11 protein-coding genes and 1 tRNA gene are annotated in these 12,287 nt (G+C 65.7%); 6 read left to right on the top strand and 6 right to left on the bottom strand.

Features of this window, described 5'->3' with window-relative positions; genetic code table 11:
- Nucleotides 1-33 precede the first annotated feature (33 nt).
- Nucleotides 34-1,776 (top strand): sensor domain-containing diguanylate cyclase, encoded by a 1,743-nt coding sequence (locus VL752_RS19685; protein ID WP_325357906.1) that lies wholly within the window; start codon nt 34-36, stop codon nt 1,774-1,776.
- An 85-nt stretch (nt 1,777-1,861) separates the two neighbouring features.
- Here VL752_RS19685 and VL752_RS19690 read toward each other — a convergent pair whose 3' ends face one another.
- Nucleotides 1,862-2,980, bottom strand: coding sequence for a TIGR03364 family FAD-dependent oxidoreductase (locus tag VL752_RS19690; RefSeq protein ID WP_325357908.1), 1,119 nt, complete (start codon nt 2,978-2,980; stop codon nt 1,862-1,864).
- Nucleotides 2,981-3,462: 482 nt separating this feature from the next.
- Here VL752_RS19690 and VL752_RS19695 point away from each other — a divergent pair, with 482 nt between their 5' ends.
- Nucleotides 3,463-4,779, top strand: a complete 1,317-nt coding sequence (locus tag VL752_RS19695) for an O-acetylhomoserine aminocarboxypropyltransferase/cysteine synthase family protein (protein WP_325357910.1) — start codon at nt 3,463-3,465, stop codon at nt 4,777-4,779.
- A 54-nt stretch (nt 4,780-4,833) separates the two neighbouring features.
- On the opposite strand, the gene VL752_RS19700 is transcribed toward VL752_RS19695, so the two are convergent.
- Together VL752_RS19700 and VL752_RS19705 are read right to left on the bottom strand one after the other, a co-directional pair.
- Nucleotides 4,834-5,937, bottom strand: a complete 1,104-nt coding sequence (locus VL752_RS19700; protein ID WP_325357911.1) for an NADH:flavin oxidoreductase/NADH oxidase — start codon at nt 5,935-5,937, stop codon at nt 4,834-4,836.
- A 467-nt stretch (nt 5,938-6,404) separates the two neighbouring features.
- The gene (locus tag VL752_RS19705) at nt 6,405-7,142 is read right to left on the bottom strand and encodes an SOS response-associated peptidase (protein ID WP_325357912.1); all 738 of its coding nucleotides are present in this window, start codon (nt 7,140-7,142) and stop codon (nt 6,405-6,407) included.
- A 153-nt stretch (nt 7,143-7,295) separates the two neighbouring features.
- Between VL752_RS19705 and VL752_RS22295 the strand changes: the two genes are divergently transcribed.
- The gene (locus VL752_RS22295) at nt 7,296-7,592 is read left to right on the top strand and encodes a flavoprotein (RefSeq protein WP_408863190.1); all 297 of its coding nucleotides are present in this window, start codon (nt 7,296-7,298) and stop codon (nt 7,590-7,592) included.
- On the opposite strand, the gene VL752_RS19715 is transcribed toward VL752_RS22295, so the two are convergent.
- Nucleotides 7,493-8,404: a ferritin-like domain-containing protein gene (locus VL752_RS19715; protein ID WP_325357918.1), complete on the bottom strand. Its 912-nt coding sequence runs from the start codon at nt 8,402-8,404 to the stop codon at nt 7,493-7,495. The genes VL752_RS22295 and VL752_RS19715 overlap by 100 nt on opposite strands.
- 307 nt (nt 8,405-8,711) lie before the next feature.
- Nucleotides 8,712-8,798 (bottom strand) — tRNA-Leu (locus VL752_RS19720).
- A gap of 153 nt (nt 8,799-8,951) precedes the next feature.
- On the opposite strand from VL752_RS19720, the gene VL752_RS19725 reads away from it, so the two are divergent.
- From VL752_RS19725 to VL752_RS19735, 3 genes are all read left to right on the top strand, one after another.
- Nucleotides 8,952-9,893: a complex I NDUFA9 subunit family protein gene (locus VL752_RS19725; protein WP_325357913.1), complete on the top strand. Its 942-nt coding sequence runs from the start codon at nt 8,952-8,954 to the stop codon at nt 9,891-9,893.
- 140 nt (nt 9,894-10,033) lie between these two features.
- On the top strand, nt 10,034-10,252 hold the full coding sequence (locus VL752_RS19730) for a hypothetical protein (protein WP_325357914.1): 219 nt from the start codon (nt 10,034-10,036) through the stop codon (nt 10,250-10,252).
- Nucleotides 10,253-10,376: 124 nt separating this feature from the next.
- A complete protein-coding gene (locus tag VL752_RS19735; RefSeq protein ID WP_325357915.1) occupies nt 10,377-11,564 on the top strand; it encodes a multidrug effflux MFS transporter in 1,188 nt (395 codons plus the stop codon).
- A 25-nt stretch (nt 11,565-11,589) separates the two neighbouring features.
- Here VL752_RS19735 and VL752_RS19740 read toward each other — a convergent pair.
- Nucleotides 11,590-12,287, bottom strand: a 698-nt coding sequence (locus VL752_RS19740; RefSeq protein ID WP_325357916.1) for an SDR family NAD(P)-dependent oxidoreductase, incomplete at its 5' end; no start/stop codon positions are given.

Below are 12,287 nucleotides of genomic sequence, written 5' to 3' on the forward strand. Positions count from 1 at the left end.
CGGTGACGTGGGACTGTGGAGGTTGCAACGCGCGTGAGCGATCGGTTCAGGCTGATGGCGGGACGGACGAGGCTGCGTCAGCTGGCCCTGTTCGTTCAGCGCCGTCTCACGGTTCTGATCGTGGCACTGGTCACTATCATGGGAGCGTGCACCTTCACGGCTTTCATCGTCAATCGAAACGATGAGGCGGCGGTCAAGAATTACATCTATGTGACGCGGGACGTGCGGATGGTGCAGATGGCGCTGCTCGAGGCGCAGGCTGGCGCCCGCAGCGTGGTGCTGAGCGGCGACCCCTCCTATCTCCCCACCTATGCCCATGCCCTCGGCCAGCTGACCCAGACGAGTCCGAGCCTCTATGCTCTGATCGACACGCATGCTGCCCGTGATCCAGCGGCTCAAGGCAATCCGAAACCGGTCTCCAGCGCCGTCGTGACGCTCCGCAATGTCTGGGACGATGCCGTCTCTCTTGGTCTCGCGCATCGCCAGGACGATGCGGACGCGCTGCTCGCGAGCCGCCATGCCGACAGCATCATGGCGACCACGAGCGAACTGATCGCGGGTTATCTGGCCGACCGTTCCGCCAAGGCAGAGGGTGACTGGCAGCGCATCGCGGTTGAGCAGAGCGTTACCTTGATCGTCAATCTGCTGGGTGCCCTCATCGCGATCGGCGCCACGACCTACGCCTTCGCCCGCAGCGCGCGTGAGGCGAAGGGCCGCGACGAGGCGATCCTGACGAGCCAGCGCGCGCGCCGCGAGGTCGAAACGTTGTTTGGGATGACGGATATCCTGCAGAGCGCGCAAGCGGCGGAAGACGCGAATGCCGTGCTGCGGGCGACCGCGACCGAGCTTATGCCCGATTGCGGCGGGGTGCTCTATGTCTTCAACAATTCGCGGGACCGGCTCGATCTCGCCATCGAGTGGGGCGAGTCCGGAGCCGGCCCGACGCCGATCCACATCACGCCCGATTCCTGCTGGGCGCTGAAGCGCGGCAAACCGCATCTGAACGAGACGCGGCCGGCGGCACTCCGCTGCAACCATGTGACCGATGCCCGGCCGGTCTTCGAGATCCCGATCGTCGCGCGCGGCGAAATCCATGGCCTTCTGGCATTGCGCGGCGTGGCCTTCGGCGACGCCGAGGCGCTGGCGCGGATCAAGCCCGTCGCCATCGCGCTTGCGGATGCGATGTCGCTCGCGCTCTCCAACATCGCGCTCAGGGAGAGACTGCGCAATCAGGCGCTGCGTGATCCTCTGACCAGCCTCTACAACCGGCGCTTTCTGGAGGAGATGATGGAGCGGCTGACGACGGATGCCGAGCGCCGACGGGCGCCGCTCTCCGTCATCATGATGGATCTTGATCATTTCAAGAAGCTGAACGACCGCTACGGCCACGCGGCGGGAGACATCGTCCTGCGCAGCACGGCCACGGCCGTGCTCTCCTGCCTGCGTCCGTCCGATGTCGCCTGCCGCTACGGTGGCGAGGAGCTGGCGATCCTGTTGCCGGATTGCACGCTTGAGCACGCGATCGCGAAGGCCGAACAAATCCGGGCGCGGCTTGCCACCACCAGCGCCAACGACGTGCCGGTCACCGCCTCCTTCGGTGTTGCCTCCATGCCTGAAACCTGCAGGCGCGCGGCCGAACTGCTGCCGACCGCCGATGGCGCGCTCTATCAGGCCAAGGATCAGGGGCGGGACCGCGTGGTCGCTGCCGCGGTGCTGCCGGCGGCCGAAATGATCGCGCTGGCCAATGGCGGGCGGAGTGCCAGTGCCGGGGAGTGACCGGCCCGCGTCTCAACTGTTGATAAAGGTCTGATCCCCGGTTCAGATGAATGGGGCCCGCGAGTGAGTCCGCACCGATCAGACTCTAGCCGCAGAGATCGCGGATGACCTCTTCGCCGATCGCAAAGGCGGTAGAGGCGCCGGTGCCGCTGGTCACGATTGAGAGGCGGACATCCTCCATCGGCTGATCGAGGAAGACGAGCCGGTCCTCGAGCGAGGCATAGGTACCGATCCAGCGCTCGCTGATCCGGTAGGCGAGGCCAGGGAAGATGGCGCGGAACTCCTCCAGCACCAGAGCGTCCAGCGCCTCGTCCGCGAAGGGGTCCATCGTGTCGCCATAGACATGCGTGTCGCCGACGATGAGGCTGCCATCAGCCGATTGCACCGCGATCAAATGTACGCCACCGGCCAGATGCGCCGGCTGCTCGCCCGCCAGCCGGGCACGGAGCGCCGCCGCCTCCGGCAGTTCGGCCCAGCCGAGATAGCGGACGAGAGAGAGATCGGTCATCACCGCATGGGTGAGGGCGAGGGGCGATTGCGGCACCAGCCGCATCATCTGCAATTTCGAGCGGCGCATGCCGGCGGCGGCCAGGCGTTCCGGAAACAGGGTCGCGAGATCGTCGCCCGGGCAGAGAACGATCTTGGCCGCTTCGATGGGGCCCTCCGCGGTTCGCAGGTGGCCGGGCTCCACCCCCTGCACGGCGAGGCCACGGCGGAACGTGACGCCTAAATCCTCCTCCAGGTAGCGGGCGAGGCGAGGGATCGCGTCACGCGATTCGACCCGCCGCTCATGGGGGGAGATGAGGACCCCCGACAGGTCGCCCTTCATCCAGGGGAAGCGGCTGCGCGCCTCGGCCGCGCTCAGCATGCTGCATCCCGGGCCCATCTCAGGATGGGCGCAGAAGGCCTCCATCACGGCTATGGTTTCCGGTCGACGGCCGATCACGGCGAGGCCGCGTTGCAGCACCTCGATGCCTGCGCGCGGCGCGATCTCGTCCCAAATGTCGCGGGAGCGCATCGCCCGCCGCCAGCATTCGCCTTGCTGCTGACCGGTGACGGTGACGAAGCCGAAATTGCGGATCGAAGCGCCGACCGCCCGCTGGTCGCGGTCGATGACGATGGTGCGAAGACCGAGGCGGCTCGCCGCCAGGGCATGGGCGAGGCCAAGAATACCTGCGCCCACGATTGCAAGGTCATAGCGCATGGCTGTCTCCGCCTGTCAGGACCACTTGCCTCTTAGCCGGGTCGGGTCGCCAGGGGAATGCCCGAGGGGTCTTCGGATCCTCAGGTCAAGACTGAAAGTTTATACGTTATTAGTCAGTTAATTTTGTGACAGAAAGAAAATTTGACAAGTTTGGATCGTGGTGAAATCCTCCGTGCCCTGCATGACCACTGCATCGATCACGGAGGAGCGAGATCATGGGTGCTTGTCGACGACCGGCCCGTATCGGCTGAAGACCGTCGCCTTCACCTTCGCCTCCTCCGCAGGAGTTTCCGGATGTCATCTCGATCCTCGCCGCTGGCCCGCCTGCTTTCAGCCGGGCTTCTTCGCCGTGCCGTTTCACTTATACTGCTGCGCCAGGAAGACCGGTTCGTGCCCGCGCCGGTTCGGGCCCGGCTCCCCGGGCCGGCGCGGGCACCGGCGCTCCGCGGCCCCAAGCAGACAAGAACATCAGGGAACAACCCATGACCGACGAAACCTCTGAGAACCCGAGACGCCGCTGGCGGCCCGAGACGCTTGCCCTTCACGGCGGCAGCTATCGCGCCGATCCCGCGACCGGGGCGGTCGCGGTTCCGATCTACCAGACGACCTCCTACCAGTTCCACGACACGGCCCATGCCGCGCGGCTCTTCGGCCTGCAGGAACTGGGAAATATCTATACGCGCATCATGAACCCGACTCAGGATGCACTGGAGCAGCGGCTTGCCGAACTCGAAGGCGGTGTTGCGGCACTGGCACTCTCCTCCGGCCAGTCGGCGTCCGCCTTCTCCATCCTCAACATCGCGGAGGCGGGTGACAACGTCGTCAGCTCAACGGATCTCTACGGCGGCACCTGGGCTCTTTTTGCGAATACGCTGAAGCGCATGGGGGTCGAGGTGCGTTTCGTCGATCCCGCCGATCCTGAAAACTTCGCCCGCGCAACCGATGCGCGCACCAGAGCCTACTATGCGGAGACCCTGCCCAACCCGAAGCTCGAGGTCTTTCCGATCGCCGAGGTCGCGGCTATCGGCCGGCGGCTGGGCGTGCCGCTGATCATGGACAACACGGCCGCTCCGCTGATCGTGCGGCCTTTCGATCATGGCGCGGCGATCGTGATGTATTCGGCCACGAAGTATATCGGCGGCCATGGCACGTCGATCGGTGGCGTCATCATCGATGGCGGCAATTTCCCCTGGGAAGCCCACAAGGACCGTTTTCCGCTGCTCTCCGAGCCGGATGCGGGCTATCACGGCGCCGTCTGGATCGAGGCGGCAAAGCCGCTCGGCCCCATCGCCTATGTGCTGCGCGCCCGCGTCGTGCTGCAGCGTGATCTCGGGGCCGCCCTCTCGCCCTTCAATGCCTTTCAACTCATCCAGGGGCTGGAGACGCTGCCGCTGCGCATGCGCCAGCACAATGCTTCGGCGCGCGTGGTCGCGGATTTCCTCAGCGGCCATGACAAGGTCGTCCGGGTCATCCATCCTAGCATGCAGGAAGGACCAGCCCGCGCGCGTGCCGAGAAATACCTGCACGGCGGCTATGGTGCGCTGGTGGGCTTCGAACTCACGGGCGGGGCGGAGGCCGGCGCGCGCTTCATCAACGCGCTGAAACTCTTCTACCACGTTGCCAATATTGGCGATGCGCGCAGCCTCGCCATCCATCCGGCGACGACGACGCATTCCCAGCTAAGCGTGGAGGAGCAGGCGCAGACCGGGGTGACACCGGGCTATATCCGGCTCTCCATCGGCCTCGAACATCCCGACGATATTCTGGAAGATCTGTCCCAGGCCCTTGCCGCCGCCTGAGGTTTCGGAAAGTCCCGGGGGCATGCCGCCCCCGGGATGGCGCCGTGCGGCCGGTCAGGCGTCCGCCAGCCGGTAGCGTTCCAGCCAATGGGCATCAGGCGCAGGGAGCACCCAGGATGGGCGGCTCAGCTTCAGTGCCTTAGCCATGGCATAGGGATAGTGCGGATTGGCGAGATGGGCGCGGCCGCTCATCGCCAGGTCCATCTTCCCGTCCGCGATCGCAGCTTCGGCGACCGCTGGCTGTTCCACGCCCCAGGACGTCGCGACTGGCAGGCCGGTCTCGGACTTCACCCGCTCGGCGATCGGCACCAGGAAGCCCGGCCCCCAGGGAATTTGAGCGGTGGGCGTCGTGAAGTTGATGCTGACATTCAGCATGTCGAGCCCTTCGCCCTTGAGCGCGCTGACGAGGGCGATCGATTCCGCCAGCGTCTCCTCGTCACGCCCGTCGAATTCGATGACGCCGAAACGCGCGGTAAGCGGCAGGTTTTCGGGCCAGACGGCGCGGACCGCGGCGAGTGTCTCGAGCAGGAAGCGTCCCCGGCCGCGCCAGTCGCCGCCATAGCCGTCCGTGCGCTGATTGGCATAGGTCGAGAAGAAACTTTGGCCCAGATAGCCATGGGCGAAGTGCAGCTCCAACCACTCAAAGCCCGCGCCCCTTGCGCGGATGGCGGCGGCCACGAAATCCGCGCGCACGCGCTCGATATCCGCGATGGTCATCGCGCGCGGCACACGGGGCAAGCCGGCACCGAAGGCGATGGCGGAGGGAGAGATCGTCTCCCAATAGCGGGGATCGCCCTCGGGGATATGGTCATCTCCTTCCCAGGGGCGATTGGCATCGGCCTTGCGCCCGGCATGGCCAATCTGGATGCCGGGGACGGCGCCGGCTGCCTTGATGGAGGTGGCGATGCGGGCCATGCCCTCGGCTTGGTCGTCGTTCCATAGGCCGGTGCAGGCCGGGGTGATGCGTCCCTCCGGGGAAACGCCGGTCGCTTCCACGATCACGAGGCCGGCGCCGCCACGGGCGAGGGCAGGGTAGTGGACCCAGTGCCATTCATTGGTGAAACCGTCTTCCGCGCTGTACTGGCACATGGGCGGTACTGCTACGCGGTTGCGGAGCGTGACGTCTTTCAGGGTGAAGGGCGTGAACAAAGCCGGCATCGGTCGTCTTCTCTTTCATCAGATACGGTTCGGGCCGGGCAGTAACGCCATGGCCCGACACGGCGGAGCCCGTGCCTGCGGCAAGGACTCCGCAGAGTCCTGCGGGGTGACCAAGCATATGCTTGAATTGATTTGGGGAAAGTTGCGTGATCCGGCAGGGCCGCCGTCTGTTGCGGGCAGAAGACGGCCCCGGCGATGACCGGATCAAGGACCCAGCCACAGGGCGGCTTGACGCGGCCCCTGCTAGAAATCCATCACGACTTAGTGAACCATAATTTCGCGATTTGAGAGCGGCAAGTCAAGTTGCCCTATCGGCCAAGGCATCTCCGTCAATATGTCAGCTGCCGCAGCTCCAGCCGCAAGGACCTATCCCTTTGGCGTAGCTCCGACGTCAATGTCACACATCGGCCTGCATTTTATATAAGACAAATCGCGATTTTTGATTTTTGCTATAACTCTGGGATATATCAGAGGGGATTGCGGAAAAGCGGCAAAGCCGGCCCATCGGGTGGCGCAGTCTCAGTCGAATCGATTGCGGCCGACGTGGCCGGGGTCGCGAGCGACGCGTCATTGTTGCGCGCGTTATTGACCCGGTTCGAAACCGGCCACGCGCGCAGGGTGCCGGCAGGCGCCGGGCGGAGCAGTAGGGCAGGATCGCCCGCCATCTCCCCGAGCCAGAGCGGCCAGTCACTTGGCTCCAACACAAGCGGCATCCGCTCGTGCAGCCGGGCGATATCGGCGCTGGCTTCGGTAGTGACGATCGCGAAGCTTCGATGGATGCCGCCATCCGGCATCCGCCAACTCTCCCATACCCCGCCAAGAACCAGCGGCTCGCCATCCGCGCGGGCCACGGCATAGGGTTGCCGCCCCTCGGGCAGCACCTGCCATTCGTAGAAGAGATCGGCCGGGACGAGACAGCGGCGGCGGGCGAAGGCACCCCGGAAAAGCGGGGCGGCGGCGACCGTCTCGCCCCGGGCATTGATCGGGCGCGGCGCACCGGTCAGCCGCTTGGTGAAATGCGGCACCAGCCCCCAGAAGAGCGCATCGATGCGCCGCTCGCCGCTTTCCGCGTGGCGGCGCAGCACGCGGGCTTCCTGCCCAGGGGTGATGTTCCAGGACGGCGGCACGGCTGGAATCTCCCCCGCCGTCGCGAACAGGGTCTCGAGGAATTCCGGTGGCAGGGTGGAAGCGAAACGGCCGCACATGGCGCCAGCATCGCCTGCATCCCGGTCCGTGGAAAGGGGCTCAGGCGCTTCGGGCGGCAGGGAGGGTCATGAACTACCCATCACCTGCAAGACGATGTTCCGGTAAACGATGTCGGGGGCATCACCGCCTGCCGCCCCTTGCGGACCATGGGCATGTTGATCGCACGCTGTTCGGCGTGGACGCTGGCCGCGATCGCGAGCGGTGTCACCACAACCATGGTGACCCGCGCAGCGGACGTTGCGCTGAAGGAAGGTCGCCGTCCGGTGCTGATGGTGAGGGAGGCACCGCGCACGCGATGCGATCTCGATTGCCGGAGCGATGGGGCGCTTGTTGACCTCTGGAAGGATCTTCAGGAGCGCATCTTCCTCTTTTTGAAGATCGTCATGACGCGCAGCGCAAGCCGCGTCAGTGCCGGCATGGTCTTGGGCCGCAGCAGCCGCGGGTCATAGCCCGAAAAGCGGCGGTCGTTCTCGGAGAGGCACAGGGCCATCAGCTCAGGCAGTTCGATCTCGACATTGCTCACCGACTGCGCGCCGGTCACCGTGAAATTATTGTCCTGCGCGCGTTCCTTGCCTTCGCCGTCCATGCTGCGGGCGAGGCCGATGCGCTCGTAGCCAAGGAAGACCCAGACTGCCCAAACGCGCATCTCGAACCAGGGGCGCTTGTACCAGGGCAGCGTCGCGCGATGCCAGGCGAGCCAATTGGCGAAGAGCAGGATGTGGCGGCATTCCTCCTGCATCACCGGCTCGAAGGTCTCGATCAGTTCGGGCGGGAAGAAGCCGGAACGTTTCGCTACCTCGAAAAGGCCGAAGGCGAAGAAACTGTCTACGCATTCGCTGAAGCCGGTCACCAGATAGGCCCATTCCGTATCCTTCGGCTTGATGTAGGGCGGCTCGGTGCCTAGCGGAATGTCGTAGGCCGCGACCAGTTTCGAAAGCACCTCCTTGTGGCGGTTCTCTTCCCATGCGTTGAGCGCGAGGGCCGTGCGCATATCCTGGTCGCGCAGATCCCCGGCATAGGCGGCCATGCGCAAGCGCGCTTTGCCCTCGGTCTCCACCGCGATGTCCCAGATTGGCAGAGAGGTGATGCGGTGCAGCGTTTCCGGGTCAAGTTTCGGCCAGGGAATGACGGAAGGGCGGTAGGGGTTGAAGGTCTCCTTGAACATGCGGTGGACCTCGCGCTTATGCGCCTCCGTTCCGGGGCGCAGCGGACCCGCTACCGTGCTCTGCCAGTAGCGGGCCTCGCGGTCGGCGCGGTCCATCGCATCCTGGTGCCGCTCATTGGGCAGGACCGGGGGCACGAAGCCTGCGACATGGGCTTCGGTAAAAAAATCGTCCGCGACTGCGCTCATGTGTCCTGACCTTGCTTTGCCCGCTCCGGGCAGCCGTGGACCGCAGCGTACCATATCGCGCGGCACGGCAAAATGGTGCCGCGGCGAGGCGACGGCTCTCCATCGTCGTGCTGTTGTCTTGTCACCAAACGCGTCCGTCGGGCCGGATCGCGGTGGCGGAGAAGATAAGCCGATTGAGGGAATTGCCGGGTTTCAGGCGAGGTCTGCCTGAAACAGCTGGTGCCCAGAAGAAGACTCGAACTTCCACGACCTTGCGGCCACAGGTACCTGAAACCTGCGCGTCTACCAATTCCGCCATCTGGGCAATGCTGCGGCGAGGCCGGGGTGTAACCGTCCTGTCGCGCGGCGTCAACCAGCGCCGATCACGAGGCCGCGCGGAAAGCCGTGCTTGATCTTGAGGGCTGATCTGCTGCTCCGTAATGCTGAAAGGGCAAGTGAGCCCAGGGAGGCAAAGACCATGCTCGCCAATCAACCCAAGGTGGCGACCGTTTTCGGCGGCGCCGGCTTCATCGGCCGCTACCTCGTGCCGCATCTTGCGCACGCGGGTTACATCGTCCGCATCGCGGGGCGGGATACGGAGCGCGCGGCGGGGCTGCGGCCGATGGGGCGGCCGGGCCAGGTGGTCCCCATCTACGCCCCAGTGACGGAGCCGGCGGCCATCGCGCGGGCGATCGCAGGGGCCGATCTCGTCGTCAATCTCGTGGGCATCCTGGCCGAGACACGGCCCGGCGATTTTGCCCGAATCCAGGGCACGGGGCCGCGGCTGATCGCGGACGAGGCGGCACGCGCCGGTGTCAGCCACCTTGTCCATCTCTCTGCCATCGGCGCTTCGGGCACCAGCCAGAGCGGCTATGGGCGCAGCAAAGCGGCGGGGGAAGCCTCCGTCACCGGCGGCTTTCCCGGGGCCGTCATCCTGCGCCCCTCCATCGTCTTCGGGCCGGAGGACCAGTTCTTCAACCGCTTCGGTGCCATGGCGTGGACATCCCCCATCATGCCGGTGATCTCGGGGGATACGCGCTTCCAGCCGGTCTATGCGGGGGATGTGGCGGCCGCCATCATGGCGGCCTTGGCGCTGCCGCCGGAGGCCTCACGGGTCTATGAGCTGGGCGGACCCCAGGTGTTCACCTTCCGTCAGATCCTGGCCTACATCCTGGAGAAGACAGGGCGCAAAAGACCGCTCGTCACCATTCCCTCCGGTATCGCCCGCTTGCAGGCGCGGGTGCTGGAGCGGCTGCCTGGCAAGCTCCTCACGACCGACCAGCTGGAGATGCTCGGGCATGACAATGTTGTGAGCGGGACCCTGCCGGGCCTCGCCGCGCTCGGCATCACGCCGACGCCGATTGACTTGGTGGTACCAGCCTATTTGGCGCGCTACGCGGTCTGGTCCCGCCGGGGTTGACGGCCGCGCCCGCCATGATGCCGCCCCAATGGTTGCCTCTTGGCAATCTTGCGAAACAGTTCCGCCACACAAGATCCGGATCATTCCATTCGTGTGGCGGCGTTGCTTTGCCATAGATGCAGGAGGTTTCATTGAGGTTCTTGTCCATTCGCGCAGTCGTGCTCGGTCTCGCCCTCGGCTCCGCGGCTCTCTCCCTTTCGGCTTGCGGTCATTCCCCGCTCACCCGGGCGCTCACCGGTGGTGCCATCGGCGCCGGTGCCGGTGCCGCTGTGGGTGCGGCGACGGGCGGTAATGCGGGAACCGGCGCACTGGTTGGCGGCGGCGTCGGTGCGGCCGGCGGCGCGCTCACCGCGCCGTAAGCCTCGGGCCACCCCTCTCTTGCCTGCGGCCGACCCGCCGGCCGCAGGCAAGACTCTGATCTTTCAGGGCTGATACGGAGAATTCGGGCGTCCCATCGGCCAGTAGCTATGTCATTCAGATAGAATGCGCGTTCCTGTGTGGCTGCCCGCCCTTCTCGGCTTTCTGACCGCCGTCGGGTCGATTTCGATCGACATGTATCTGCCGGCCTTCCCGACCATCGCCCACGAACTGGGTGATGTCCGGGGCGGCGCGCAGATGACGCTCGCGGCCTTCTTCATCGGTCTTGCCTTCGGGCAACTGATCCTCGGACCGCTCGCGGACCGGATGGGGCGCAAGGCGCCGCTCGTCGTCGGCATGACGCTTTATACCCTGGCGACCGTCGGCTGCGCCCTCTCGACAGGCCTCGTCTCCTTCTCGGTCTACCGGTTTCTGGCGGCCGTGGGCGGCGCCTCCAGCATGGTCGTGCCGCGCGCCGTGGTGCGCGATCTCGCGACCGGGCCGAATGCTGCACGGATGATGGCGCAGCTCATGCTGGTCATGGGCGTCTCGCCCATCCTGGCGCCGGCGCTCGGCGGGTTCGTGCTGCACTGGGCCGGTTGGCGCAGCATCTTCTGGGTCCAGGCGGTCTATGGTGTCATCAACCTGTCCCTCGTCATCCTTCTGTTGCCGGACACGCTGCCGAAAGACATGCGCGTACGCCACGGGCTGATCAGCGTCGCCAAGCGGTATGTCCAGGTGGCACGCGATCGCAGCTTCCTGCCGGCAGCGCTCACCGTCGCCTTCGCCAGTGCGACGCTCTTCGCCTATCTCGGTGGCTCGCCGCTGGTTTTCGAAACCGGCTTTCATGTGAGCCCGGTGCTCTATGGCTGCATCTTCGGCCTGAACGGCTGCGGCCTCATCCTGGCGAGCCAGCTCAACGGACGGCTTTTCGCAAGCCGATTCGGCATCGACCGGACCCTGACGGTGGCCGTCTTCGCCATGCTGGCGGGCACGGTCTACCTGTCCGTCATCGCCGTGCTGGGTCTCGCCGGGCTGGTGCCGACGCTGATCGGGCTTTTCATCTGCATCGCATCGCTCGGCTGCATCTTTCCCAATGGGACCGTGGCCGTCATGTCGCGCCAGCACGCGAATGCCGGTGTCGCCTCGGCGCTCACCGGCACGCTGCAATTCTCCATCGGTGCGGTCAGCGGCATGATGGTGGGCGAGTTGAGCGATGCCTCACCGCGGGCCATGGCCGTTTGCATGCTGATCGCGGCATGCTGCGTCACCCTCTGCAACCATCTGCGGCCACGCGCTGTGCCGGGGGGCTGATCGCCCCCCACGGCCGGGCTGCCGCTCAGACGAACATGCCGCCCGAAACTTCGATCCGCTGGCCGTTGACCCAGCGATTGTCCTCCCCCAGCAGGGCGGCGATCATCGTGCCGATATCGTCCGGTTGGCCGGCCCGGCCAAGCGCCGTGACGCTCGCCACCATCTGGTTGTAATGTGGATTGTCGCGTACCGCGCCGCCGCCGAAATCGGTCTCGATGGCGCCGGGAGCGACCGTATTCACCGCAATGCCGCGCGCGCCGAGTTCCTTGGCGAGATAGCGAGTGAGGACCTCGATTCCGCCCTTCATCATGGCATAGGCTGAGTAGCCGGGCAGGCTGAAGCGGGCGAGGCCGGAGGAGAGGTTCACAATCCGCCCGCCATCCTTGATTAGCGGCAGCATGCGCTGGGTCAGGAAGAAGACGCCCTTGAGGTGGATGTTCATGAGGGTGTCGAATTCCGCCTCCGTCACCTCGGCGAAGGGTGTGTTCATGCCGATGCCGGCATTGTTCACCAGAAAATCGAAACCTTCTGCTCCGAAGGTCTCCGCAAGGCAGGTTTTCAGGCGCAGCGCGAAATCCGGAAAATCGGCGGTCTTGCCGGTATCGAGCTGCAGCGCCGCGGCCTTCTGGCCCAGCGCCTGGATCTCGGCGACGGCGGCTTCGGCCTCGTCGGCGCGCGAATGGTAGGTCAGCACCACATCCACGCCGCGCTGGGCGAGGTGGA

The sequence above is a fragment of the Acidisoma sp. genome, assembly GCF_035492295.1.
Classification (GTDB): Bacteria; Pseudomonadota; Alphaproteobacteria; order Acetobacterales; family Acetobacteraceae; genus Acidisoma.